At 67.1% G+C, this 23705-nt stretch carries 25 protein-coding genes; 13 read left to right on the forward strand and 12 right to left on the reverse strand.

All coding sequences use genetic code 11. The features are described from left to right. Positions 1 to 112: 112 nt before the first annotated feature. Positions 113 to 415: a DUF4193 domain-containing protein gene (locus tag RCP37_RS12690; protein ID WP_013829371.1), complete on the reverse strand. Its 303-nt coding sequence runs from the start codon at positions 413 to 415 to the stop codon at positions 113 to 115. Positions 416 to 585: 170 nt separating this feature from the next. On the opposite strand from RCP37_RS12690, the gene cei reads away from it, so the two are divergent. The 4 genes from cei (at position 586) to RCP37_RS12710 (ending at position 4797) form a co-directional block, all read left to right on the forward strand. Next, positions 586 to 1236: an envelope integrity protein Cei gene (cei, locus tag RCP37_RS12695; RefSeq protein WP_308483452.1), complete on the forward strand. Its 651-nt coding sequence runs from the start codon at positions 586 to 588 to the stop codon at positions 1234 to 1236. A gap of 26 nt (positions 1237 to 1262) precedes the next feature. After that, positions 1263 to 2069, forward strand: a complete 807-nt coding sequence (gene ppgK / locus RCP37_RS12700; RefSeq protein WP_308483453.1) for a polyphosphate--glucose phosphotransferase — start codon at positions 1263 to 1265, stop codon at positions 2067 to 2069. Between the two features lie 186 nt (positions 2070 to 2255). Continuing rightward, positions 2256 to 3707: an RNA polymerase sigma factor gene (locus RCP37_RS12705; protein ID WP_308483454.1), complete on the forward strand. Its 1452-nt coding sequence runs from the start codon at positions 2256 to 2258 to the stop codon at positions 3705 to 3707. Between the two features lie 13 nt (positions 3708 to 3720). After that, complete coding sequence (locus tag RCP37_RS12710; protein WP_308483455.1) at positions 3721 to 4797, forward strand: methyltransferase; 1077 nt, start codon at positions 3721 to 3723, stop codon at positions 4795 to 4797. A 276-nt stretch (positions 4798 to 5073) separates the two neighbouring features. On the opposite strand, the gene RCP37_RS12715 is transcribed toward RCP37_RS12710, so the two are convergent. Beyond that, entirely contained in the window at positions 5074 to 5439 is a 366-nt protein-coding gene (locus RCP37_RS12715; RefSeq protein ID WP_308483456.1) for a DUF952 domain-containing protein, read from the reverse strand. 119 nt (positions 5440 to 5558) lie between these two features. Between RCP37_RS12715 and RCP37_RS12720 the strand changes: the two genes are divergently transcribed. Both RCP37_RS12720 and RCP37_RS12725 read left to right on the forward strand, forming a co-directional pair. Beyond that, positions 5559 to 5753, forward strand: coding sequence for a DUF7455 domain-containing protein (locus tag RCP37_RS12720; RefSeq protein WP_046285837.1), 195 nt, complete (start codon positions 5559 to 5561; stop codon positions 5751 to 5753). Between the two features lie 74 nt (positions 5754 to 5827). After that, complete coding sequence (locus RCP37_RS12725) at positions 5828 to 6784, forward strand: YihY/virulence factor BrkB family protein (RefSeq protein WP_308483457.1); 957 nt, start codon at positions 5828 to 5830, stop codon at positions 6782 to 6784. On the opposite strand, the gene RCP37_RS12730 is transcribed toward RCP37_RS12725, so the two are convergent. Next, positions 6771 to 7010, reverse strand: coding sequence for a DUF3039 domain-containing protein (locus RCP37_RS12730; protein ID WP_036458716.1), 240 nt, complete (start codon positions 7008 to 7010; stop codon positions 6771 to 6773). The two genes, RCP37_RS12725 and RCP37_RS12730, sit on opposite strands and share 14 nt — an antisense overlap. Before the next feature lie 65 nt (positions 7011 to 7075). Between RCP37_RS12730 and RCP37_RS12735 the strand changes: the two genes are divergently transcribed. The 3 genes from RCP37_RS12735 to RCP37_RS12745 all read left to right on the forward strand — a co-directional run bounded on the left by RCP37_RS12735 (position 7076) and on the right by RCP37_RS12745 (position 9437). Further along, a complete protein-coding gene (locus RCP37_RS12735; RefSeq protein ID WP_308483458.1) occupies positions 7076 to 7501 on the forward strand; it encodes a DUF3099 domain-containing protein in 426 nt (141 codons plus the stop codon). 128 nt (positions 7502 to 7629) lie between these two features. After that, positions 7630 to 8595 (forward strand): sigma-70 family RNA polymerase sigma factor, encoded by a 966-nt coding sequence (locus RCP37_RS12740; protein WP_308483459.1) that lies wholly within the window; start codon positions 7630 to 7632, stop codon positions 8593 to 8595. A gap of 149 nt (positions 8596 to 8744) precedes the next feature. Next, entirely contained in the window at positions 8745 to 9437 is a 693-nt protein-coding gene (locus RCP37_RS12745) for an iron-dependent transcriptional repressor DtxR (protein WP_308483460.1), read from the forward strand. A gap of 136 nt (positions 9438 to 9573) precedes the next feature. On the opposite strand, the gene RCP37_RS12750 is transcribed toward RCP37_RS12745, so the two are convergent. Next, a complete protein-coding gene (locus RCP37_RS12750; RefSeq protein ID WP_308483461.1) occupies positions 9574 to 10629 on the reverse strand; it encodes a DUF4192 domain-containing protein in 1056 nt (351 codons plus the stop codon). Between the two features lie 140 nt (positions 10630 to 10769). On the opposite strand from RCP37_RS12750, the gene sthA reads away from it, so the two are divergent. Both sthA and RCP37_RS12760 read left to right on the forward strand, forming a co-directional pair. After that, positions 10770 to 12185, forward strand: coding sequence for a Si-specific NAD(P)(+) transhydrogenase (gene sthA / locus RCP37_RS12755; protein ID WP_308483462.1), 1416 nt, complete (start codon positions 10770 to 10772; stop codon positions 12183 to 12185). A gap of 175 nt (positions 12186 to 12360) precedes the next feature. Further along, the gene (locus RCP37_RS12760) at positions 12361 to 13338 is read left to right on the forward strand and encodes a proteasome assembly chaperone family protein (protein WP_308487069.1); all 978 of its coding nucleotides are present in this window, start codon (positions 12361 to 12363) and stop codon (positions 13336 to 13338) included. Between the two features lie 6 nt (positions 13339 to 13344). Here the strand turns inward: RCP37_RS12760 and RCP37_RS12765 are convergent, their stop codons facing one another. From RCP37_RS12765 to RCP37_RS12775, 3 genes are all read right to left on the reverse strand, one after another. Continuing rightward, positions 13345 to 13830: a peroxynitrite isomerase gene (locus tag RCP37_RS12765; RefSeq protein ID WP_308483463.1), complete on the reverse strand. Its 486-nt coding sequence runs from the start codon at positions 13828 to 13830 to the stop codon at positions 13345 to 13347. Between the two features lie 35 nt (positions 13831 to 13865). Further along, the gene (gene nrdR / locus RCP37_RS12770; protein WP_046285677.1) at positions 13866 to 14330 is read right to left on the reverse strand and encodes a transcriptional regulator NrdR; all 465 of its coding nucleotides are present in this window, start codon (positions 14328 to 14330) and stop codon (positions 13866 to 13868) included. 145 nt (positions 14331 to 14475) lie between these two features. Next, positions 14476 to 14976 carry a LysM peptidoglycan-binding domain-containing protein gene (locus RCP37_RS12775; RefSeq protein ID WP_308483464.1) on the reverse strand — a complete coding sequence of 167 codons (501 nt, stop codon included), beginning with the start codon at positions 14974 to 14976 and terminating at the stop codon, positions 14476 to 14478. Between the two features lie 213 nt (positions 14977 to 15189). Here RCP37_RS12775 and lexA point away from each other — a divergent pair, with 213 nt between their 5' ends. Both lexA and RCP37_RS12785 read left to right on the forward strand, forming a co-directional pair. Next, positions 15190 to 15876 carry a transcriptional repressor LexA gene (lexA, locus tag RCP37_RS12780; protein ID WP_308483465.1) on the forward strand — a complete coding sequence of 229 codons (687 nt, stop codon included), beginning with the start codon at positions 15190 to 15192 and terminating at the stop codon, positions 15874 to 15876. A 2-nt stretch (positions 15877 to 15878) separates the two neighbouring features. After that, positions 15879 to 16331 (forward strand): nuclear transport factor 2 family protein, encoded by a 453-nt coding sequence (locus RCP37_RS12785; protein WP_373693013.1) that lies wholly within the window; start codon positions 15879 to 15881, stop codon positions 16329 to 16331. On the opposite strand, the gene RCP37_RS12790 is transcribed toward RCP37_RS12785, so the two are convergent. The 5 genes from RCP37_RS12790 to dapF form a co-directional block, all read right to left on the reverse strand. Next, a complete protein-coding gene (locus RCP37_RS12790) occupies positions 16332 to 18341 on the reverse strand; it encodes an LGFP repeat-containing protein (RefSeq protein WP_308483466.1) in 2010 nt (669 codons plus the stop codon). Positions 18342 to 18579: 238 nt separating this feature from the next. Further along, positions 18580 to 19740: an acyl-CoA dehydrogenase family protein gene (locus RCP37_RS12795; protein ID WP_308483467.1), complete on the reverse strand. Its 1161-nt coding sequence runs from the start codon at positions 19738 to 19740 to the stop codon at positions 18580 to 18582. An 81-nt stretch (positions 19741 to 19821) separates the two neighbouring features. Then, positions 19822 to 21195: a DEAD/DEAH box helicase gene (locus RCP37_RS12800; RefSeq protein WP_308483468.1), complete on the reverse strand. Its 1374-nt coding sequence runs from the start codon at positions 21193 to 21195 to the stop codon at positions 19822 to 19824. A 212-nt stretch (positions 21196 to 21407) separates the two neighbouring features. After that, a complete protein-coding gene (gene hflX / locus RCP37_RS12805; RefSeq protein ID WP_308483469.1) occupies positions 21408 to 22829 on the reverse strand; it encodes a GTPase HflX in 1422 nt (473 codons plus the stop codon). After that, entirely contained in the window at positions 22826 to 23704 is an 879-nt protein-coding gene (gene dapF, locus RCP37_RS12810; protein WP_308483470.1) for a diaminopimelate epimerase, read from the reverse strand. Before dapF ends, hflX begins: the two co-directional genes overlap by 4 nt. Between the last annotated feature and the right edge of the window lies 1 nt (position 23705).

Here is a 23705-nt window from a genome sequence, read left to right on the forward strand (position 1 = left end):
CGGGCGCAGCGGGTCGTCGCCATTCGGACTAGCGACGACCGCCAGCGCGACGAAGTCGGGCGCAGCGGGTCGTCGCCATCGGACTAAGCAGGATTGAGCGGGACGGGCCCGGTCAGGCCGCGCAGTCGGTGCAGATCATCACACCGTTCTTCTCGCTGGCCAGACGGCTGCGGTGCTGAACCAGGAAACAGCTCGAGCAGGTGAACTCGTCGGCCTGCTTCGGCACGACACGTACCGACAGCTCTTCACCGGACAGGTCGGCGCCCGGCAGTTCGAACGACTCGGCCGATTCGGACTCGTCGACGTCGACCACAGCGGACTGCGCCTCGTTACGCCGCGCCTTGAGTTCCTCCAACGAATCCTCGGAAACGTCGTCGGTCTCGGTGCGCCGTGGGGCGTCGTAATCGGTAGCCATGGTCTTCTCCCCTCAAGTCCCCTCGAAACCCTGCGCGAGCTTTGTACCAGCGTCGAACGCATCCACCAAATGATTCGTGCCCGGAACGCGCTCAGATCAAGTGTGATTTACGTCACATTACGTTGTTGACCACGGTCATCGCCCCCGCGGGCGCCCTCTAGAGTGCGTACGTGGTCGCGCAAATCACTACCGGTTCCGAGTTCGACAAACACGGTCGGCCGTTCCGGCGACGCAACAACCGACCGGCCGGTTACGCCTTGGCCGCGCTGGCATTGCTGACCGCCGTGGCGTGGGGGGTAGCACTCACCCGGCCGGCCGACGTCCATGAAGTCGCGGTGTGCAATGCCCCGCCGGCGCCGACCGAGCCAGACCAGCCGCGGCTGGGCACTCAGGTGCCGCGCGCCGCGATGATCAGCACCACCCCGGCCAAACTGGCTGACATCAAGGCTCGCGTCCTCAACGCCAGCGGCCGTGCCGGACAGGCCGCCGATGTCGCCGACGCGCTGCGCGACGACGGCTTCGCCCAACCAACCGCCGCCAACGACCCCATCTACGCCGAGGACCGGCTGGACTGCCAGGGCCAGATCCGGTTCGGCCCGGCAGGCCAGGCCGCCGCGGCCGCACTGTGGTTGGTGGCTCCGTGCACGGAACTGTTCCGCGACGACCGCGCCGACGATTCGGTGGATCTGGCGGTCGGCAGCGACTTCGTCAGCCTGTCTCACAGCGACGACATCGAGGCCGCGCTGGCCGGTCTGCGTCCCGACGCCACCGGGTTGCCCGACCCTGCACTGCTGACCAAGATTCATTCCGGCACCTGCTGACGACCGATCGCCGAAGAGGAGATCCGATGAGCGACCCCGTCCCCTCCCCGATCGAGGACCGTCCGATCGCCGGCGCCCGGCGGCAGCGACGGGGCTTCGGCGTCGACGTGGGCGGCAGCGGCATCAAGGGTGGCGTCGTCGATCTGGACACCGGCGCGCTGATCGGTGAGCGGTTCAAGCTGCCGACCCCCAGCCCCGCCACACCGGCCTTGGTCGCCCAGACCGTCGCCGCGGTGGTCCGGGACTTCGGGTGGACCGGCCCACTGGGTGTCACCTATCCGGGCGTGGTGGTCAACGGTGTCGTGCAGACCGCCGCCAACGTGGACAAGTCCTGGATCGGGCTGAACGCGCAGGAGACGATCGCCGCCGAACTCGACGGCCAGCAGATCGTCATCCTCAACGACGCCGACGCCGCCGGGCTGGCCGAAGAGCGGTTCGGCGCAGGCAAGAACAACAGCGGCGTGGTCGTCTTGCTCACCTTCGGGACCGGGATCGGCTCGGCGGTGATCCACAACGGAAAGCTGCTGCCCAACACCGAACTCGGGCATATCGAGGTGGGCGGCAAAGAAGCCGAACACCGGGCCGCCGCGTCGGTCAAGGAGCGCAGGAACTGGTCCATGGAGAAATGGGCCAAGCAGGTGACCATGGTGCTGATGGCGATCGAGGACGCGCTCTGCCCGGACCTGATCATCGTCGGGGGCGGTATCAGCCGCAAAGCCGATCGGTGGGTGCCATTGCTGGGCAACCGGACCCCGGTGGTCGCCGCGACATTGCAGAACACCGCGGGGATTGTCGGGGCCGCGATGGCGTCATCGGCCGATGTGACCCGCTGAATAACGCCCGCTCGGCGATTACCGCCTCACCCTGTCGTTACAATGGTCGACGGCGGCCGCCTAACCGATAGCGGCGACTATCCCAGTTGATCACCAACTGAAATAGAGCCGACATTCGACATACCCGACACTTTCGGTCGCGCACGACGCTGCGACCCGAAAGTCAGTCCGACCGAAGGGGTGGACGTGGCAGCGAGCAAGGCACAGCCGGCGACTGAGGAGCCCAAGAAGGGCAGTGCCACCAAGGCACCCGCCAAAGCCGCCGTGAAGTCGCCTGCGAAGGCTCCCGCCAAGCGGACCGCAGCCAAGGCCACCAAGGCAGCAGCGCCCGCCAAGAAGGCAACCAAGTCGGCCGCCGGCGAGGCCAAGCCCGCGACCCGGGGCCCGGCGAAGAAGGCTGCCAAGGCCACCAAGGCCGGCGCCAAGAACGCCGACGCCGACTTGGCACCCGAGGATCTCGACACCGATGTAGAGCTGGACGGCGAGCCCGGTGACGACGACATCGACGACGCCGACGTGGCCATCGACGATCTCGAGGATGGCGACGGCGACGACGCCGCACCGGGTCCCGCCGCCGTCGCCGCCGGTAGTGCGGGCGACGAAGAAGACGACGAAATCGCAGAGCCCAGCGAGAAGGACAAGGCGTCCGGCGACTTCGTCTGGGACGAAGAGGAATCCGAGGCGCTGCGCCAGGCCCGCAAGGACGCCGAGCTCACCGCCTCGGCCGACTCGGTGCGCGCCTACCTCAAGCAGATCGGCAAGGTCGCGCTGCTCAACGCCGAAGAGGAAGTCGAGCTGGCCAAGCGGATCGAGGCCGGTCTGTTCGCCACTCAGAAGATGGCCGAGCACACCGAAAAGGGCGAGAAGCTCGCGGTCGCCTACCGGCGTGACATGGCGTGGATCTGTCGCGACGGCGACCGCGCCAAGAACCACCTGCTCGAGGCCAACCTGCGACTGGTGGTGTCGCTGGCCAAGCGTTACACCGGCCGCGGAATGGCGTTCCTGGACCTGATCCAGGAGGGCAACCTCGGTCTGATCCGCGCGGTGGAGAAGTTCGACTACACCAAGGGCTACAAGTTCTCCACCTACGCCACCTGGTGGATCCGCCAGGCCATCACCCGCGCCATGGCCGACCAGGCGCGCACCATCCGTATCCCGGTGCACATGGTCGAGGTGATCAACAAGCTCGGCCGCATCCAGCGCGAGCTGCTGCAGGACCTGGGCCGCGAGCCCACCCCCGAGGAACTCGCCCGGGAGATGGACATCACCCCGGAGAAGGTGCTGGAGATCCAGCAGTACGCCCGCGAGCCCATCTCGCTGGACCAGACCATCGGCGACGAGGGCGACTCGCAGCTCGGTGACTTCATCGAGGACTCCGAAGCCGTCGTGGCGGTCGACGCCGTGTCGTTCACCCTGCTGCAAGACCAGCTGCAGTCGGTGCTCGAGACGCTCTCCGAGCGCGAGGCCGGCGTGGTGCGGCTGCGGTTCGGCCTCACCGACGGCCAGCCGCGCACCCTCGACGAGATCGGCCAGGTTTACGGCGTCACCCGCGAACGCATTCGTCAGATCGAGTCGAAGACGATGTCGAAACTGCGGCACCCCAGCCGGTCCCAGGTCCTGCGCGACTACCTCGACTAGCGCGCAGCGCGCGATGGCTAAAACGCCTCCTGCGGCAGTGCTCAGTGCCGTCAACGCGTTTCGTGGCGCTCTGCAGCGCCTGCGCCAGGCCACCGTCCCTGCACCCGTGGCCATCATGGAGCTGGCCTTCGGCGGCTGGCTGACCCAGGCGCTTGCAGCCGCGGTGCGAATCGGTATTGCAGATGCGCTCAGTGACGGCCCGCTGACCGCCGAGGATGTCGCCCATCGAGTGGGCACCGACCCTCGCGCCACGTACCGGCTGATGCGAGCGCTGGCCAGCCACTCGGTGCTCAAACTGCGCCGCGATGGCCGCTTCGCGCTGACCCGTACCGGACAAGCGCTGGTCTCGGACAACCCGGCCGGCGTAGCCCCGATGCTCGCGTTCATCGGCCACCCGGCGCACCGCGAACACTGGTCGAACCTCGAGCACTCGGTACGGACCGGCGAGACCGCCGTCAGCAAGGTCCGCGGGATGTCGTTCTTTTCCTACACCGACACCGACCCTGAGCTGGCGCAGGTCTTCAACGATGCCATGACCGGCGCGTCCGCTATGGCGATCGAAAGCGCTGTTCCCGCATACGATTTCAGCGCCAGTAAGCTGATCGTGGATGTGGGCGGCGGCCACGGCGCGCTGCTGGCCGCAGTGCTGCGTCAGGCGCCGGATGCTCGCGGCGTGCTGTTCGATCTACCGCAGGTGGTCGCCGGCGCCGGCGCAACGGTGGCGGACGTGGCGTCACGCTGTGATCTCCACGGTGGGTCCTTCTTCGAGTCGGTCCCCGCCGGCGGCGACACCTATCTGCTCAAGACCGTCATCCACGACTGGGACGACGAGCAGTCATTGGCGATTCTGCGCAATGTCCGGGCCGCTATCGCGCCCGGCGGCAAGGTGCTGCTGTTCGAGATGGTGCTGCCCGAGGGCGCGCCCGCCCACCTCGGGCTGGTCCTCGACCTGGAGATGCTGGTTGCCGCCGGCGGACAGGAACGCACCCGGCGCGAGTACGCCGAGTTGCTGTCCCAGACGGGATTCGAGCTGCAGCGCGTGATTCCCACCACCAGCCCGCTGGCGATCATCGAGGCCCGGGCGGTCTAAGACGCCGACGTCTACGCTGCGGCGTAGGATCGCCCAGCATGCCGACCGATGACGCGTCGCAGGCGAGTTTCGCGGCGTTGTTGAAGCGTGCTGCGACCCACGGCCACCGAGTACCACCCGAGGCCGATCTGGATCCCGCTGTGTTCGCCGCGATCAACGCGGTCGCCGCCGCCTGGCCGCGAGTGCCCGCCGTTTTGATCAATAAGGCGCAAACCACGTTCGCCCGTAGCGAACTCACCCGGGCGTCAGCAGCCAAGCCGACGACCCCGTTCAACCTCAGCCCGCCGGAGCGAACACACCGTCCGGGCCGGGCCGATAATCACTGACACTCATCACGGCCGAGGCGGGCAACGGCCCGTACAGGTGCGGGAACAGCATGGCCTCCGGATCGCTGGGAACGCCCGGCTCCCAACGCACCGGTGCGCCGACCTTAGCCGGATCCACCTGCAACAACACCAGATCCGTGCAGCCCCGATACAGCCGATTCGCGGGTAGGTGCACCTGCTGCGGAGTGGACATGTGCACGAATCCCACACTGTCCAACGACTCCGGACGCAGCGCCCCGGACGCTTGTGCCTGCGCCCAGTCGCCGGCACTGCACAGGTGCACCAGCGCATCGGACGGGATAGGCGATCGTGTCATGGCATCGATCCTGCCGCACCGTCTCCCGGGGTGAGACACGACACAGCCGAACGGGGGAACAACGCCGAACGCTCAAGCGTCTGACACACTTGAGAACAACCGCGAGAACGGAGGAGCCCATGAACGCGACTCTGACCAGTCCTGAACTCACTCGGGCTGATCGATGCGACCGGTGCGGTGCCGCCGCACGGGTACGAGCCACGCTGCCCTCCGGTGCCGAACTTCTTTTCTGCCAGCATCACGCCAACGAGCACGAAGCCAAGCTGATCGAGCTGGCCGCCGTGATTCAGGTCAGCGCAGCGACTGAGGCGTAACCGGAGCCGGCACGCAACACGCCCGTCTGCGCGATTGTGCAATAGCAGCACCCGTCAGGAATGCTGGGCTGGTCATGAGTGACCAGATCCCCAAACCTTCCCGTCATCACTTGCTCCGTATCGGACGTCGCACTCTGGTCAAGAGCTGGGACGATTCGATCTTCGCCGAATCGGCGCAGGCGGGATTCTGGTCGGTGTTGTCACTGCCACCGTTGCTGTTGGGAATGCTGGGAAGCCTGTCCTACGTGGCGCCACTGTTCGGACCGGACACGCTGGCCACCATCCAGGACCGGCTGATCGGCATGGCCAGCAGCTTCTTCTCGAAGAACGTCGTGGTGGAGATCATCGAGCCGACCGTGCGGGACATCGTGGCCAATGCCCGCGGCGAGGTGGTCTCGCTGGGCTTCGTGATCTCGTTGTGGGCCGGCTCCTCGGCGATCTCGGCGTTCGTCGACTCGGTGGTCGAAGCGCACGATCAAACTCCGCTGCGGCATCCGGTACGGCAACGCTTTTTTGCGCTGGGCCTCTATGTCGCCATGCTGGTGATCGCCGTGGCCACGGCGCCGTTGGCCGCACTGGGGCCGCATGCGGTCGCCGAGCACCTGCCGGCGCAGTGGACCGACGTATTGCGGTTCGGCTACTACCCGGCGCTGGTGTTGGGCCTGCTGCTGGCGGTGACCGTGCTCTATCGGGTATCGCTGCCCAAGCCGCTGCCCTCACATCGGCTGGTGTTCGGCGCGCTGCTGGCCACCACGGTGTTCGTTGTGGCGACGATGGGGCTGCGGATCTACCTGCGCTACATCACCAGCACCGGCTACACCTATGGGGCGTTGGCGACACCGATCGCCTTCCTGCTGTTCGCGTTCCTGCTCGGCTTCGCCATCATGCTGGGCGCCGAACTGAACGCGGCAGTTCAAGAGGAGTGGCCCGCACAGGCCACTCATCTGCACCAGCTGCGTAGGTGGGTGGTGTCACGGGCCGGCCAGACGGGCCAGACCTGCGATGACACCGATTCGGTCAAGCCTGCTTGAGAGTCGCGTAGATCTTCTTGCAGTCCGGGCAGACCGGCGAGCCGGGCTTGGCCGACTTGGTCACCGGGAAGACCTCACCGCACAGCGCCACCACGTGGGTGCCCATGACCGCGCTCTCGGCGATCTTGTCTTTCTTGACGTAGTGGAAATACTTCGGGGTGTCACCGTCGGTCCCGTCATCGACGCGTTCCTCGGAATCGGTGCGCTCGAGGGTGTCGGTCTGTATGCCCATCTCCCCATTGTGCCCAGAACCGGGGATGATCCAAAACCCCTCGTGCCGCCGAATCGTTCGTGTGGGACAGTGGAGGGATGAAGCACGGCCCCGAGCTGGGTTTCGACGACGACGGCCGACCTGTCCTGATCACTGCGGCCGCCCCGTCCTACGAACAGCAGCACCGCGAACGGGTACGCAAGTATCTGACCCTGATGGCGTTCCGGGTGCCGGCGCTGATCCTGGCCGCGATCGCCTACGGAATGTGGCACAACGGCCTGATTTCCGTGCTGATCCTGGTGGCGTCGATACCGTTGCCGTGGATGGCGGTGCTGATCGCCAACGACCGGCCTCCCCGCAGCGCCGAAGAACCCCGCCGGTATGAAGCGGCACCCACTCATACGCCACTGTTTCCCACCGGCACCCGCCCCGCCCTGGAGCGGCGTACGCCGCCGGAATCGGACGGCAGCACCACCGGCGAAGCGCCGTACGGTACCGGTTCTTAGCACATTCTCAAAGTCATTGCCGTATTTCCGCACGTCAGGTGGTGTGGAAACGCGATCGGCCGGGAACTCTGCACGCGTGTCGGGCGTTGACACGTGTGACAGCTGAAGCCGATCAACGGGAGGCCGCAATGGCAAACGCAGATGCCACCACCAGTCGGATCGACGGCGATCTGGACACCCAGAGCCCAGCCGCAGATCTGGTGCGCGTGTACCTCAACGGAATCGGCAAGACAGCATTGCTCAATGCCGCCGACGAGGTAGAGCTCGCCAAACGGATCGAGGCGGGGTTGTACGCCCAGCATCTGCTCGACACCCGCAAGCGCTTCGGCGAGAAGCGCAAGCGCGAACTGGCGACGGTGGTACGAGACGGCGAGGCCGCCCGTCGGCACCTGCTCGAAGCCAACCTGCGCCTGGTGGTCTCACTGGCCAAGCGCTACACCGGCCGGGGCATGCCACTTCTGGACCTGATCCAGGAAGGCAACCTGGGGTTGATCCGCGCGATGGAGAAGTTCGACTACGCAAAGGGTTTCAAGTTCTCCACCTATGCGACCTGGTGGATCCGCCAGGCCATCACCCGCGGGATGGCAGATCAGAGCCGCACCATCCGGCTGCCAGTCCACCTGGTGGAACAGGTGAACAAGCTGGCCCGGATCAAGCGTGAGATGCACCAGCAGCTGGGCCGCGAGGCCACCGACGAGGAACTCGCCGCCGAATCCGGCATTCCGGCGGAGAAGATCAACGACCTGCTCGAGCACAGCCGCGACCCGGTCAGCCTCGACATGCCGGTCGGCTCCGACGAGGAGGCCCCGCTGGGCGACTTCATCGAGGACTCCGAGGCGATGTCGGCGGAGAACGCGGTGATCTCGGAGCTGCTGCACACCGACATCCGTAGCGTGCTGGCCACCCTCGACGAGCGCGAGCACCAGGTGATTCGGCTGCGGTTCGGCCTCGACGACGGCCAGCCTCGCACGCTGGACCAGATCGGCAAGTTGTTCGGTCTGTCTCGCGAGCGGGTCCGCCAGATCGAGCGCGAGGTGATGGCCAAGCTGCGCCACGGAGAACGCGCCGACCGACTGCGCTCGTACGCCAGCTGACGCCGGCCCTCGGGCCGCCTGTCCCCCGCTCCGGCGGGCCGCCGATCTCGGTGGCCCGCCGGACGTGGTTGTCGCCGAAGCACCGGACGTCGCTCGCTAACCGTCTCCTTGGCTGCCGAAGTAGACTCGGCTGCGACGGAAGGTGCCGAATGAATGACCTGGTTGATACCACCGAGATGTACCTCAGGACGATCTACGACCTTGAGGAAGAGGGTGTCACCCCGCTGCGTGCGCGGATAGCCGAGCGACTGGAGCAAAGTGGTCCGACCGTCAGCCAGACGGTGTCCCGGATGGAGCGCGACGGCTTGCTCAAAGTGGCCGGCGACCGTCACCTCGAACTGACCGAGAAAGGCCGCACCCTGGCCGTCTCGGTGATGCGCAAGCACCGGCTTGCTGAGCGCCTGCTCGTCGACATCATTGGGCTGCCGCTGGAAGAGGTGCATGCCGAGGCTTGTCGCTGGGAACACGTGATGAGCGAGGACGTCGAGCGGCGCCTGGTTCAGGTGCTCGACAACCCGACCACGTCTCCGTTCGGCAACCCCATCCCCGGCCTGCCGGACCTCGGCTTCGGCTCGGACTCCGCCGGTTGGGACTCCGATCTGGTGCGGCTGACCGAGCTGCCTGCCGGTTCCCCGGTGGCAGTGGTGGTGCGTCAGCTCACCGAGCATGTCCAGGGCGACATCGACCTGATCACCCGGCTCAAGGAGGCCGGTGTGGTGCCCAACGCCAGGGTGACCGTGCAGGCCGATGGCGACGACGGCGTGACCATCGTGATTCCCGGCCACACCGACGTCAGCCTGCCCTACGAGATGGCGCATGCCGTGAAGGTCCAGAAAGTCTGAGCGCCCCGCGAGTCAGCCGGGCTCGTGCGGCGGTCCCAGCTTCGCCTCTCCTCCGTCGAACCTCGCTGAACCGCCGGGCTCATGCGGCGGTCCCAGCTTCGCCTCTCCTCCGTCGAACCTCGCTGAACCGCCGGGCTCAGCCTGCTTGCTGACCGAACCCCTGCCGCTGCGGCAGCTGCACCCCGATCTGCTGGGCCAGCCGATAACCGGTGTCCGCCAGTCCGCGGATGCGCTCCGGCCGCAGCCCGGACTGCAAAGCAGTGTCGAGCAGGCCAGCCATCCGATGCCCTGGCTTGCCCCGCAGGGCGGCTTCCAGTGACACCCCGGCCAGCGGGCCGTCGCCACGTGCGTAGGCGCTGAACGCCAGCAGGACCAAGGCCTCGGCCCGCCACGGCTCGGGCAAGGCCCGGGCCAACGCCGACCAAAGCCGCTCGGCTTCATCTGCACGCTCGCCGATTGCCAACGCGCACAGGGTGTCCCGAACAAGCACATCGGTGAGCGGGCATCCGAGCCTGGCCAGCTCCGCAGCGGTGGGCTCCCGGCCACCCGCCAGCGCGACGATGGCGGCCAGCACCTGCTCAACGTCGCGGCGGGCCCGATCCCGGGTGTCGCCCTCCCCCGCCGTCCACTGCGCCGCACAGTCGTCGATCGCCGCGGCCACCGCGGCGCAGCGGGCCGCGTCATCGGGGGTGATGGCCGCCTGCAGGTCTGCTCGCCGGGCGTACAGCCGCCTGCCCTCGAGGACCGCGGCGGCAGCCAGCGGTGACGCCTCCGGGTCGTCGACCGGGCCTCCGACACCGCACCCGTCGGCGCAGTGCCACCGCCCACCATGGGCCACCTGATCCACAACGTGCGCGCCGAGCAGCACAATGCCGTGGCCGGCCAACTCCTCGCCCAGCGCGGCGATCAGCCGGCGGTGCTGGTCGTTGCAGACCGGGCAGCGCGCGCCCGCAGCGTCGACGATCACCGCGATGGCGGCGGCCGGGGCAGCGGCCGCGGCGACGTCGGCGAGCCGGCCCACGGTGTCCACGAGTGTGTCGGACAGATCCACCCGCAGCACCGATCCCAGTTCGCCCCCGTCGAGCGCCACCAGGATCAGGGACTTCTCGGGAACGAAGCCGAGGATGGCCGGCAGCGCAGCGATGAGGGCTCCGGGCCGATTCAGCGTGAATTCCGGTTGCTTGGTTGTCATGGCAGCAACGTTGACGACCACCCCCGTCATCGGGGGCTCGCGCAGCCCAGCCCGCCCACCAGGTTGGGGATGAACCGCCAACTGTGAACAGATGGTGTTCGAGATGCATGACCGGGCGAATGGGCGTAAGTGTCTGTGTCATGGATGCGAAGCGCGAGTACGACATCATCGTGATCGGTTCAGGTCCAGGAGGGCAGAAGGCCGCCATCGCCTCGGCCAAACTCGGCAAGTCGGTCGCAGTGGTCGAACGCGGCCGGATGATCGGCGGCGTCTGCGTGAATACCGGCACCATCCCCTCCAAAACGCTGCGCGAGGCGGTGCTTTACCTGACCGGGATGAACCAGCGCGACCTCTACGGCGCCAGCTACCGGGTCAAGGACAAGATCACGCCCGCGGATCTGTTGGCGCGCACCCAGCATGTGATCGGCAAGGAAACCGAGGTGGTGCGCAACCAGTTGATGCGCAATCGCGTCGACCTGCTTCTGGGACACGGCCGGTTCATCGACCCGCACACGGTCGTGGTCGACGGCCATGGCGGGACCGAGAAGACCACGATCACAGGCGATTACATCGTGATCGCCACCGGAACCAAGCCAGTCCGCCCCGCCGGCGTCACGTTCGACGAGGAAAGGGTGCTGGACTCCGACGGGATCCTCGACCTGCGATTCATCCCGGCCTCGATGGTGGTCGTCGGCGCCGGTGTGATCGGCATCGAATACGCATCGATGTTCGCTGCGCTGGGCACCCGGGTGACGGTGGTGGAGAAACGAGACTCGATGCTGGAGTTCTGCGACCCAGAAGTCGTCGAAGCCCTGCGCTTTCACCTGCGCGACCTGGCCGTCACCTTTCGGTTCGGCGAAGAGGTGACCGCCGTCGACGTCAGCTCCAGCGGCACCGTCACCACATTGGCAAGCGGCAAGCAGATCCCCGCCGAGACGGTGATGTACTCGGCTGGCCGCCAAGGCCACACCGCCCATCTCGACTTGGCCAAAGCCGGCCTGGCCACCGACGAGCGGGGCCGCATCGTCGTCGACAACATGTTCCAGACCTCGGTCGAGCACATCTATGCCGTCGGTGATGTGATCGGTTTCCCCGCCCTGGCGGCGACGTCGATGGAGCAGGGTCGACTGGCTGCCTACCACGCGTTCGGCGAGCCGACCGATGGAATCACCGACCTGCAACCGATCGGGATCTACTCGATCCCGGAGGTCTCCTACGTGGGGGCGACCGAATTGGAACTGACCCGCAGCGCGATCCCCTACGAGGTCGGAGTGGCCCGGTATCGGGAGCTGGCCCGCGGTCAGATCGCCGGTGACTCCTACGGCATGCTCAAGCTGCTCGTCTCCACCACCGACCTGACGCTGCTCGGCGTGCACATCTTCGGCACCAACGCGACCGAGATGGTGCACATCGGCCAGGCCGTCATGGGATGCGGCGGCACGGTGGAATACCTGGTGGATGCGGTGTTCAACTACCCGACGTTCTCTGAGGCATACAAGAACGCCGCATTGGACGTGATGAATAAAATGCGGGCCCTCCAGCAATTCCGCAGCTGAGGCGCCGCCGGAAGCCTTTTCCTCGCTCAGCGAACGCCCACGGCGCCGCGGAATTCTGACGGCGCCCCCGTACGTTGTGGACCACATACGCGCACCGTTTTCGGCGTGCGGCCCCCGGTGGGGGAAAATGGACGGTGCGATCCATTGCGATCTGCACAACGAGGAGGCGAAGGCGATGGCCGACTACCTGGACAACGGTCCCGATCGGGACCGGCACTATCAGGTCGAGCAGAGCGGCATGTACGAGTTGGAGGTGCCGGCGCCACAGCTGATGTCGGCGGACGGTGAGGGACCGGTCCTGATCCACGCCCTGGAGGGCTTCTCCGACGCCGGCCACGCGATCCGCCTTGCCGCCAAGCACCTCAAGAGCAACCTAGACAGTGAGTTGGTGGCGTCATTCGCGATCGATGACCTGCTCGACTATCGCTCGCGGCGACCGCTGATGACGTTCAAGGCCGACCACTTCACCCACTACACCGAACCCGAGCTCAGCCTGCACGCGCTGCGGGACAGTGCGGGCACGCCGTTCCTGCTGTTGGCGGGCATGGAGCCCGACCTGAAGTGGGAGCGGTTCATCACCGCGGTGCGGCTGTTGGCCGAACAGCTCGGGGTGCGCCGGACCATCGGCTTGGGCACCATCCCGATGGCCGTCCCCCACACCCGGCCGGTGACGCTGACCGCACATTCCAACAACCGCGACCTGATCAGCGAATTCACCCCGTGGATCACCGAGGTTCAGGTTCCCGGCAGCGCGTCCAACCTGCTGGAGTACCGGATGGCACAGCACGGCCATGAGGTCGTCGGCTTCACGGTGCACGTGCCGCATTACGTGGCCCAGACCGACTACCCCGAGGCCGCCGAGGCGCTGCTCAAGCAGGCCGCCCAGACCGGCGCGCTGGAGCTGCCGCTCAGCGACCTCCGCGAATCCGCGGCCGAGATCCGGTCCAAGATCGACCAGCAGGTCGAAGCGAGCGCCGAAGTGGCCCAAGTGGTGACGGCCCTGGAACGCCAGTACGACGCATTCGTCACCGCCCAGGAGAATCGCTCGCTGCTGTCCCGCGACGAGGAGCTGCCCAGCGCCGACGAACTCGGTGCCGAGTTCGAGCGCTTCCTGGCACAGGAGGCGAAGAAGAACCTCGACGGCGACGACTGAGCCGGGTTACCCGTTTCGACGAAGCGTGGCGGTGAGATGGTTCTGCGCAGGCTGACCGACTGCGCCCATGTCCAGCGTGTAGGACAACTCATCGCCGTCGAGGCGATAGTGGCGGCTCAGGACGCTCACTTCTTTGGCCGTCGGCGCCAGCCCGATCGTCGGCGCGGACATCTGTAGGTCCACGCCGTTGGCGGTGACCGTGTAGCTGCCTACCTCGATTTCGGTGATACCGCTGGGGTGCGCCAGCACCCATTCGATCTGACCGGGTTGCGGCACCCGCAAGTAGCCAGTCTCGGCATGCAGGGGCAGGCCCTCGCCGGGCGACTTGGTCTTCTGGCCGTAAACCAGGAACGGCTTGCCGACGTGTGAGAACACCACCTCTTCGAGGTAGTCGAATGACGCGATCGTGGGATACACCCCGGAACCCCGGCCAGACCAGGTGCCCAACAGCGGGGCCAGCTCCACAAGGTTCGGATGCAACTCGGGTGCCATGCCGCCAGCGTAGTGCGCGGTGGCGCCCGCAGCGCTCAACTCGTGCTGGGCATCTCGCGGTGTTCGCGCAGGGCCTCGATCTCCCGCTCGAAGTCGGCGGCCGAGGAAAAAGACCGGTACACCGAGGCGAATCGCAGATAGGCCACTTCGTCGAGTTCGCGCAGCGGACCCAAGATCGCCAACCCCACCTCGTGGCTGGGAATCTCCGGCGAACCTGCCGCTCGCACAGCGTCTTCCACCTGCTGAGCCAGCAGATTCAGCGCATCGTCGTCGACCTGGCGGCCCTGGCAGGCCCGGCGTACGCCGCGCATGACCTTCTCCCGGCTGAACGGCTCGGTGACGCCACTGCGCTTAACCACGGCTAGCACTGCGGTTTCCACCGTGGAGAAACGGCGACCGCATTCCGGACAGGACCGACGACGCCGAATGGCCTGGCCTTCATCGGCTTCGCGGGAATCCACCACCCGGGAGTCTGGATGGCGACAAAACGGGCAGTGCATTGCCGCTCCTTCGCCGTGCCGGGAACCCGCACCCTCAGACAGCTGGGGCACCGCGGGCCATTGGGACAACTGCGAGCGTACCTGCGCGGGTTGCCGGCGGCGCTGCGCAGTGGCCGCAAGCGGCGACCGAAGCGACACGGCGACCTCAGCCCAGTGGAGCGATCAGCATCTGGCCGGCGTCCAAGGCGACCGATTCCAGTCCGTTGAGCTCGCGGATGCGCTCGATGACCTGTCCGGCCGGCGCGTCCGGCGCGACGCGGGCCGCCAGGTGCGTCAAGCTCTCCCCGCTCTGGACGCGCACCACGCCAAGCTGGTCGGGCACCGCGGAGGCGTTGCCGGCTGCTGCCGCGCCGAACTGGGCGATCAGCCCGAGCCACACAGTGATCCCGGCGGCGACCAGGGCCAGCACGACGGTGGTCGCCGGGGTGATGGCCTTGACCGGCTGCGGCCGGTGCGGCGCACGGGACATCAGCACCCCGGAACCGCGGTGCCGTAGCGGGGCGCCGCCCGGGCGCGGCCGAACCAGCCGTGCCGGCTGGGTGCGGATCGGGTAGGCGCGACCCGAGGTCCGGGGACCGCGATGCAGCTGGGCACGCTCGTCGCGGGCCGGCTCGAACGTCGGGGCGATCGTGTCGATGAGCATCATGTGCGGTTCTCCCTCACTCGGCGTCGGCGACCCTGTTCGCTCGACTGTTCGAATACTAATCGATTGTATGTTCGATGTCCGAACATGTGATCGAATCGTTGTCGAAAACATTAGCGAAGGGGTCCGACAAGTTGCCGACGCTTTCGAACGCCCGCGCGACACACCTCGAACACATGTTTGATTAATCGCGGCTATGCGACTAGATTCGCCCCCATGAGTGACAGCAGCAGTAACCCGGCGAGTCCGGACTCAGCGCTGACCGCCCGGCAGCGCACGATCCTGAACGTCATCCGCGCTTCGGTGAACGAGCGGGGTTACCCGCCGAGCATCCGCGAGATTGGCGACGCCGTCGGACTGACCTCGACCTCTTCGGTTGCTCACCAGCTGCGCACGCTCGAGCGCAAGGGTTATTTGCGCCGCGACCCCAACCGTCCCCGCGCGGTCGACGTCCGTGGCCAGGACGACATGACCGGCGCCGCCGAGGCCGCGCAACGCACCGAGTTCGCCGGTTCGGATGCGCTGCCCGAGCCCGCTTTCATTCCGGTTCTGGGCCGGATCGCGGCCGGCGGGCCGATCCTGGCCGAAGAAGCCGTCGAGGATGTCTTCCCGCTCCCCCGCGAATTGGTCGGCGAAGGTGAGCTGTTCTTGCTCAAGGTGGTCGGCGAATCGATGGTGGACGCCGCGATCTGCGACGGCGACTGGGTTGTGGTGCGCCAGCAGAACGTCGCCGACAACGGCGACATCGTGGCCGCCATGATCGATGGCGAGGCGACCGTCAAGACGTTCAAACGCACCGGCGGTCAGGTCTGGCTGATGCCGCACAACCCCATTTTCGATCCCATCCCAGGCAACGACGCGGTGGTGCTGGGCAAGGTCGTGACCGTCATCCGCAAGATCTGATCATGTTCGCGCCATGCCCACCGTTCGATGCGGAGTCGGCGCGACACAAGGTGCAGGCCGCCGAGGACGCCTGGAACACACGGGATCCAGCACGTGTGGCGCTGGCCTACACCGAGGATTCGGTGTGGCGCAACCGGGACGAATTCCTCACCGGGCGCGCGGAGATCGAAGCATTTCTGCGGCGCAAGTGGGCCGCCGAACGCGACTACGCGCTGCGCAAGGAGCTGTGGTGCTACCAGGACAACCGAATCGCGGTGCGCTATCAGTACGAATGCTGCGACGTGGACGGCCAGTGGTGGCGCAGCTACGGCAACGAGCTCTGGGAGTTCGTCGCCGACGGCCGGATGAGTCGCCGCGAGTCCAGCATCAACGACATCCCGATTACCGCGGCGCAGCGGCGACTCTTCGGCCCCCGCCCGCAGCGCGAACGCGACCTGCCGCTGCCGCTGCGGTGATCAGCCAGCCCTGGTGAAGCCGTTGAGCCGCGCCGCATCCTCAGTGGCGAACCAGATCTCGGCGAGGGTGTCGTCATACAGAGCGTTCTGCGGGGTGTAGTAGAGCCCCGAACCGATATTCGCCTTGATCGGGTAGCCGTTCGGCTGCTGATATGGGTCGTCCAGCGGCAGATGCATCACCGGGTGCACCGATTCGTCGATGCCGAAGTTGCGCGGTTCGCCGCCACCGCCGAAGGTGCGGGTGTCCGTGCCACCGCCGAACCTGCGGGATTCTGCGACAGCGCCGAACCCGCGTGGGTCCGCCCCGGAACCGCCGTGCCCCACGGCATGCCGACCGGTGCCGAACTCTTCTTCGGTCACCACCCGGGTGGGGGCGGTGTCGGTGTCGTCATCGTCGTCGACCTCCGCCTCGCTCTCGTGCTCGCCGTAGTGCAGCCACGGCGCGTCCGGGATCGACGAGACGGGAAGTTCAGGCTCAGACGCGTACGGCGATGCGGAGGCGCCGTAGCGACTCGGCAGCCGGACGGTGCCCTCGTGCTCGCGGTGGTCTTCGCGGTGGTCTTCGTGCCGTTCTTGGTGGGCCCACTGCTCGTCATCGTCGTCGTAGTCATCGGCGACCGGGGCTGGCACTGCAACCGGCGATCCTGGCAGAACAGCGGCCGGCCGACGCCGCTGCCACCACATGGCAGCCCCGGCGAGGGCGCCCAGCACTGCCAGCACCACAACCGGGATCAGCACCCACATCCAGTTCCAGTGCGTCTCCTTGGCTGCGCCAGTCGATGTCGACTTGCTGCCGTCGGGCAGGTTCGTCCCGGGAATCTGCAAGCCCGACAGCGCTTGCGCCAGCTCTGCCGGTTCGCTGCTGTACGTGTTGTTCGCCTGATTCCAAGCGATCGATCCGCCGGTGAACTTCTGGGACACCACGTCACCTTCGACGGTCTGGTCGCCCACCGGGGCGCCCAGCTTTCCGGACGCTCCGTCAAGCTTGTCCCAGGCCGACTTCATCGCACCGCGCACCACGAAGGCGCCGTTATCGGGGCTGAAGAAGATCACCGGCTCGTCGTCGGCGGCAAACGAATTGAACTTGCTGCCCGCGATCGCTCCGTCGGCCGTGCCGGTGATCGGGAAGCCGAGGTCGCTGCCGGCGGGGCCGCCCAGCGACTCGTACTTGGCCAGCACGTCGCCTTCGACCGCGTTGGCTCCGGTGACCGGACTGAAATAGACCTTGCCGTGGGCGAAATCCTGCCCCACACCGCCGTTGTCGCCGACGATGTACTGATCGCCCTGTTTGGCTCCCAGAGCGCCGGCGGGGCCGCCGGCGCTACGCCAGACCTGATCGATGGCCGCGGTCGCGTCGACCTGGGCCTGCACATCGGCCAGCTGCGCCGCCAGCTCCGGCGGGACCGTGGTGAACGTCCTGGTCGCACTGTCAAAGGACAGCGTCCCGGCGCTGAACTTCTGGGTGACGACAGCGCCGTCGTAGCTCTCGTCCTCGACCGGGACCCCGAGCGCTCCGGTGGAGCTGCCCAGCTTGTCCCAGCCGGCGTTGATCGGTCCACGCACCACGTGAGCGCCGTGCTCGGGCGTCCAGAAGATCACCGGGTTGTCGGCGCCGGACAGGATGGCGACCCGGCTGTCGGGGACCAGCCCGGGCACCTCATCGCTGCTGGGGAAGCCGAGGCCGTTGTCGGCCGCACCGCCCAGTGCCTCGTACTTATCCAGGATCGCGCCGTAGAGCGCCTTGGCGCCGGTCTCCGGGGTGAAGAAGACGGTGCCACCGGCGAAGTCCTGGGCGAATCCGACACCGGCTGGGTGCACGTCGCCCTTGGGGGCACCCAGCGGCGACCCGTCGCCGCCAGCCGCCTGCCATGCCGCCGTTATGGCGTCGTGGGCATCGCTGTCTGGCGTCGCCGCAGCGGTCTGCACCGACAAGAGCACGGTGACCGTCGCCGCCAGGCCGAGCGCCATGCGCACCGCCGTCGTGCCGAACCGATCTTTCCGACTAGTCACCAGCCCTCCCAGGCATCTTTATCGACGTTATCGACGCAAATGTTTCCGGCATAGACTTTCCCGCAATCGGCCCGAGTTTCGAAGCCAAGTCATCGATATTGCGGAAACAGATACCCAGCCGATGCTGAAATGATGCAAAAGCCGCTGCCCCGAACGGAACGAGGGGCGCTACCAAACATGCAGGTAGCGCCCCTTGCAGCGCCCGATGGGGGCGCCAAATCGTTCCCGCTAGCCTCGGCTAGACGCCGAGGCTGCGGCCGATGATCTCTTTCATGATCTCGGTCGTGCCGCCGTAAATGGTCTGAACGCGGGCATCCAGATAAGCCCGCGCGACCGGGTATTCGCGCATGTAGCCGTATCCACCGTGCAGCTGCAGGCAGCGGTCGATCAGGTGCACCTGCTTCTCGGTGGAGTACCACTTGGCCATCGCGGCCTGCTCGACGGTCAGCTTCTTGTCCAGGTGCAGCTTCACGAACTCGTCGACCATCATCCGCACCACGGTGGCCTCGGTGGCCAGCTCGGCCAGCAGGAACCGGCTGTTCTGGAAACTGCCGATCGGCTTGCCGAACGCCTTGCGCTCCTTGGTGTACTGGATCGTCTGCTCCAGCACCGCCTCCATCGCCCCGGCGGCCATGATCGCGATCGAGATCCGCTCCTGCGGCAGGTTCTGCATCAGGTAGATGAAGCCCTTGCCCTCCTCGCCGAGCAGGTTCTCCACCGGTACGTGCACGTCGGTGAACGAGAGCTCGGCGGTGTCCTGGGCGTCCAAACCGATCTTGTCCAGGTGCCGGCCTCGCTCGAAGCCCTCCATCCCGCGCTCCACGACCAGCAGCGAGAAGCCCTGCGCACCCTTCTCGGGGTCGGTCTGGGCGACGACGATCACCAAGTCGGAGTGGATGCCGTTGGTGATGAACGTCTTGGAGCCGTTGAGCACGTAGTGGTCACCCTGGCGGACCGCGCGGGTCTTGATGCCCTGCAGGTCACTGCCGGTGCCCGGCTCGGTCATGGCGATCGCGGTGATCAGCTCACCGGTGCAGAACTTCGGCAGCCAGCGCTGTTTCTGCTCCTCGTTGCACAGTTCCAGCAGATACGGCGCGCAGACGTCGTTGTGCAGGCTGAAACCCAACCCGCTGAAGCGGCCCGCAGTGACTTCCTCGGTGATGATGGTGTTGTAACGGAAGTCCGGGTTGCCGCCGCCGCCGTACTCCTCGGGCACTGCCATGCCCAAGAAACCCTGTTTGCCGGCCTCGAGCCACACGGAGCGGTCGACGATCTTGGCCTTCTCCCACTCCTCCTGGTAAGGCGCGGCGTGGCGGTCCAGGAAGGCGCGGAACGACTCCCGGAACAGCTCGTGTTCGGCCTCGAACAGGGTTCGCTGGTACTTGATTGCGGCACTCATTGCCTGACCTCCGGTCGACTGATCTTTCCGACGAGAATAGACCAACCGGATGGTTGGGCGACGCGGTGGTGGGTCTCGACGCTAGCGCGCTACCCCACCCTGTCGACGCGATGCGGCACCACCCCGCTGCCGGCGCCGGCCGTCGGCCTGCGCAGCCGGCTGTGCGGCGCCGCCGCTGCCGCCACGACGGCGCCGCGGGCGGCCGGACTGGCCCGGTGAAGTCTGGCCCGGCGACGACTTGGCGCGTGCCGGCGGGGCGGCCTTCGGGGCCACCGGGGCGGGCGCCCGCAACGGCGCCACCTCCCCCACCAACTCGAGCACCGAAGCGGAATCGGCTGCCACCTGTTGCGGAGCAACGCTGATTCCCGCGCGACGCAGCAGCACCTGGGTCTCTCTGCGTTGCTCGGGCAGGACGACGGTGACGACGTCTCCGGCGCTGCCGGCCCGCGCCGTACGCCCGGAACGGTGCAGGTACGCCTTGTGCTCGGCGGGCGGGTCCACGTGGACCACCAATTCGACCTCGTCGACGTGCACGCCGCGGGCGGCGATGTCGGTGGCCACAAGAACCCGAACGTCCCCATCGGCGAACGCCGCGAGATTGCGCTCGCGAGCCGGTTGCGACAGGTTGCCGTGCAGGTCAACCGACGGCACACCGGACTCGGTGAGCTGGCGAGCCAGTTTCCGGGCCTGATGCTTGGTCCGCAAGAACAAGATTCGACGCCCGGTGCCCGACGCCAGCAGCTGCACCAGGTCCTTCTTGTCCTGCAGGCCGGACACGTGGAACACGTGATGGGTCATCGCCGGAGGAGGCGCGTCGAGCTCATCGACGGAGTGCGACACCGGGTTCCGCAGGAAACGCCGAACCAGCTTGTCGACCCCGTTGTCCAGCGTCGCCGAAAACAGCAGTCGCTGACCGGTTTCGGCGGTCGCGGTCAGAATGCGGGTGACTCCGGGAAGGAAGCCGAGATCGGCCATGTGGTCGGCTTCGTCCAGCACGCTGACGCGTACCGCGTCCAGCGTGATCAGCCGCTGCTTCATCAGATCCTCGAGCCGGCCCGGGCAGGCCACCACGATGTCGGCGCCTGCGTTGAGCGCGGCCACCTGACGGTTCTGCGAGACGCCGCCGAAGATGGTGGTGACCTTCAGCCCACTGGCGACCGCCAACGGTTCCAGCGTCGCGGCGATCTGGGTGGCCAGCTCCCGGGTTGGCGCCAGCACCAGGCCAGTCGGCCGGGCGGGGCGGCGCTTCTCGCCAGCCAGCCGAGCTACCAGCGGCAGCGAGAACGCCAGCGTCTTGCCACTGCCGGTCTTGCCGCGGCCCAGCACATCACGGCCGGCCAGACTGTCCGGCAGGGTCGCCACCTGAATGGGGAAGGGAGCAGCAATACCGCGATCGGCGAGCACACTGACAAGTTCAGCGGGCACGCCGAGTTCGGCGAATGAATTGGTGGTCATGACATGCCTTTCCGGCATCGGCTGTGCCACAGCGGCCGTCAAGGCGGACCGATCTGTCTGCAACACAGAGTTGGCGAGATTGCCTGTTGGCAATAGCGATCGCCGCGAGAAGAGCTTCACACGCCAGCTGAATCGGCATCAGGGGCCGGACGGCGGTGAGTAAGCGTTCCACGACGCGTGAGCACCAGCCTATAGCACCAGTGCGGCAATGCCTAAAATGCGGCGAATTCCCGCAGATTGGCTGCCAATGCCGCGGGAACCCGCGCACGGATTCGGGTGCCGCCCTCGCCGTGCTCGGCCAGCTGCACTCGGCCTTCGTCATGCACCCTGGCCACCAAATCACCACGACCGTAAGGGATGACGACATCGACTGCGGTGTCGACCGGGGCCACCAGCTGCGCCATCCGTTGGCGTAGCGCGTCAATCCCCTCTCCGGTGTGCGCTGAGACGAACACCGCATCGGGCAAGGCACGTCGCAGCTGGGCCAAAGCCAGATCCCCGGCAGCGTCAATCTTGTTGACCACCAACAGTTCCGGAGCACGCTGACCAGTCGGTCCGGAATCATGCTCGGCGATAACGTCGGAGATCACCTCACGGACCGCGGTGATCTGCGCCAGGGGCGCCGGGTCAGAGCCATCGACCACATGCACCAGCAGGTCGGCGTCGGCGACTTCCTCCAGCGTGGAACGGAACGCCTCCACCAACTGGGTGGGCAGGTGCCGCACGAACCCGACTGTGTCGGTCAACACAAAGGGGCGGTCATCGTCGAATTGCCCACGGCGCGTAGTCGGTTCCAGGGTGGCGAACAGCGCATCCTGAACCAGCACTCCGGCACCGGTCAGTGCATTGAGCAGGCTGGACTTTCCGGCGTTGGTGTAACCGACGATGGCCACCGAAGGGACGTCACTGTGCCGACGGCGACTGCGCTGGGTATCGCGCACCTGCTTCATCGCCTTGATCTCGCGGCGCAGCTTGGACATCCGCTCCCGGATCCGCCGCCGGTCGGTCTCGATCTTGGTCTCACCGGGACCACGGGTTCCCACCCCGCCGCCGGCGCCGCCGGCCCGCCCGCCGGCCTGCCGTGACATCGACTCACCCCAGCCGCGCAGCCGCGGCAGCATGTACTGCATCTGCGCGAGCGCCACCTGCGCCTTGCCTTCGGCGCTGGTGGCGTGCTGGGCGAAGATGTCGAGGATCAGTGCGGTGCGGTCAATCACCTTGACCTTGACCGCTTTTTCCAGCGCGTTCAACTGCGCCGGGGACAACTCGCCATCGCAGATGACGGTGTCGGCGCCGGTGGCCAGCACCATCTCCCGCAACTCTTGGGCCTTGCCCGAACCGATGTAGGTGGACGGGTCGGGCCGGTCACGCCGCTGGATCAGACCCTCGAGCACTTCCGAGCCGGCGGTTTCGGCCAGCGCCGCCAGTTCCACCATGCTGGCGTCGGCCTCGGCGGCGGTGCCCTCGGTCCACACCCCGACCAGCACCACCCGTTCCAGGCGCAGTTGGCGGTATTCAACCTCGGAGATATCGGCAAGTTCGGTGGAGAGCCCGGCAACGCGGCGCAGTGCTGCGCGATCGTCGAGGTTCAGCTCACCGGTGCTGGGCTGCGGCCTCGAGTCGGGATAGCTCACTGGGCCGCCCACCACCGGGGCGCGATCTCGCCACGGGCCACCAGTTCCGACGGGCCGCGCAAGTAGCTGCCGGCCTCGGTGACGGTGACGCTGACCTGTCCGCCGGGGATGTCGACCCGCAGCGTTCCGGTCGAGGCTCCGGTGTGCGCCAGGGCCGCCACGACGGCGGCCACCGTGCCGGTGCCGCACGAGCGGGTCTCGCCCACACCGCGCTCATGCACCCGCATCGCCACCGCGCCGGCACGCGGAGCGGTCAGAATCTCCACGTTCACCCCGTTCGGGAACTGGGCGGTGTCGAACGTCACCGGCGCACCGACATCAAGGGCGGCCAGATCGGCCTCGGACAATCCCGGATCCACACAGGCCAGGTGCGGGTTGCCGACGTCGACGCCCAGGCCCGCGAAGCGCCGCCCCCCGACCAGAGCCTCGAATGCCGGTCCGGAGCTCCCGAGCAGGTTCGGCTTGCCCATGTCGACGGTGACCTCGGCGTGCACGTCGTCGGCGTGGTGCACGATCACCGGGCGCGGCCCGGCCAGTGAGCCGACGACGAACTCGTCGGCCGATTCCAGGCCGGCGGCGCGCAGATAGTGCGCGAACACCCGGACTCCGTTGCCGCACATCTCGGCCACCGAGCCGTCGGCGTTGCGGTAGTCCATGAACCAGTCGCCGGAGGCGACTCCCTCGGGCAGCTGCTCGAGCACCCCGGCGCTCGCCGCCGCACCGGCGGTGGTCACCCGCAACAGACCGTCGGCGCCCAGGCCGCGACGGCGGTCGCACAGCGCGGCCACCGCGGCCGGGGTCAGCTCCAGTGCCGCGTCCAGGTCCGGCAGCAACACGAAGTCGTTCTGGGTGCCGTGGCCCTTGGCGAAAAGCATG

The sequence above is a fragment of the Mycolicibacter sp. MU0102 genome, from assembly GCF_963378105.1.
In the GTDB taxonomy this organism is placed as follows: domain Bacteria; phylum Actinomycetota; class Actinomycetes; order Mycobacteriales; family Mycobacteriaceae; genus Mycobacterium; species Mycobacterium holstebronense.

Excerpts from the sequence above, each read along its gene's own strand:
- RCP37_RS12690 (WP_013829371.1), bottom strand. The coding sequence starts at position 415 with ATGGCTACCGATTACGACGCCCCACGGCGCACCGAGACCGACGACGTT.
- ppgK (WP_308483453.1), top strand. The coding sequence starts at position 1,263 with ATGAGCGACCCCGTCCCCTCCCCGATCGAGGACCGTCCGATCGCCGGC.
- RCP37_RS12710 (WP_308483455.1), top strand. The coding sequence starts at position 3,721 with ATGGCTAAAACGCCTCCTGCGGCAGTGCTCAGTGCCGTCAACGCGTTT.
- RCP37_RS12715 (WP_308483456.1), bottom strand. The coding sequence starts at position 5,439 with ATGACACGATCGCCTATCCCGTCCGATGCGCTGGTGCACCTGTGCAGT.
- RCP37_RS12720 (WP_046285837.1), top strand. The coding sequence starts at position 5,559 with ATGAACGCGACTCTGACCAGTCCTGAACTCACTCGGGCTGATCGATGC.
- RCP37_RS12725 (WP_308483457.1), top strand. The coding sequence starts at position 5,828 with ATGAGTGACCAGATCCCCAAACCTTCCCGTCATCACTTGCTCCGTATC.
- RCP37_RS12740 (WP_308483459.1), top strand. The coding sequence starts at position 7,630 with ATGGCAAACGCAGATGCCACCACCAGTCGGATCGACGGCGATCTGGAC.
- RCP37_RS12745 (WP_308483460.1), top strand. The coding sequence starts at position 8,745 with ATGAATGACCTGGTTGATACCACCGAGATGTACCTCAGGACGATCTAC.
- RCP37_RS12750 (WP_308483461.1), bottom strand. The coding sequence starts at position 10,629 with ATGACAACCAAGCAACCGGAATTCACGCTGAATCGGCCCGGAGCCCTC.
- sthA (WP_308483462.1), top strand. The coding sequence starts at position 10,770 with ATGGATGCGAAGCGCGAGTACGACATCATCGTGATCGGTTCAGGTCCA.
- RCP37_RS12760 (WP_308487069.1), top strand. The coding sequence starts at position 12,361 with ATGGCCGACTACCTGGACAACGGTCCCGATCGGGACCGGCACTATCAG.
- RCP37_RS12765 (WP_308483463.1), bottom strand. The coding sequence starts at position 13,830 with ATGGCACCCGAGTTGCATCCGAACCTTGTGGAGCTGGCCCCGCTGTTG.
- nrdR (WP_046285677.1), bottom strand. The coding sequence starts at position 14,330 with ATGCACTGCCCGTTTTGTCGCCATCCAGACTCCCGGGTGGTGGATTCC.
- RCP37_RS12775 (WP_308483464.1), bottom strand. The coding sequence starts at position 14,976 with ATGATGCTCATCGACACGATCGCCCCGACGTTCGAGCCGGCCCGCGAC.
- lexA (WP_308483465.1), top strand. The coding sequence starts at position 15,190 with ATGAGTGACAGCAGCAGTAACCCGGCGAGTCCGGACTCAGCGCTGACC.
- RCP37_RS12785 (WP_373693013.1), top strand. The coding sequence starts at position 15,879 with ATGTTCGCGCCATGCCCACCGTTCGATGCGGAGTCGGCGCGACACAAG.
- RCP37_RS12795 (WP_308483467.1), bottom strand. The coding sequence starts at position 19,740 with ATGAGTGCCGCAATCAAGTACCAGCGAACCCTGTTCGAGGCCGAACAC.
- RCP37_RS12800 (WP_308483468.1), bottom strand. The coding sequence starts at position 21,195 with ATGACCACCAATTCATTCGCCGAACTCGGCGTGCCCGCTGAACTTGTC.
- dapF (WP_308483470.1), bottom strand. The coding sequence starts at position 23,704 with ATGCTTTTCGCCAAGGGCCACGGCACCCAGAACGACTTCGTGTTGCTG.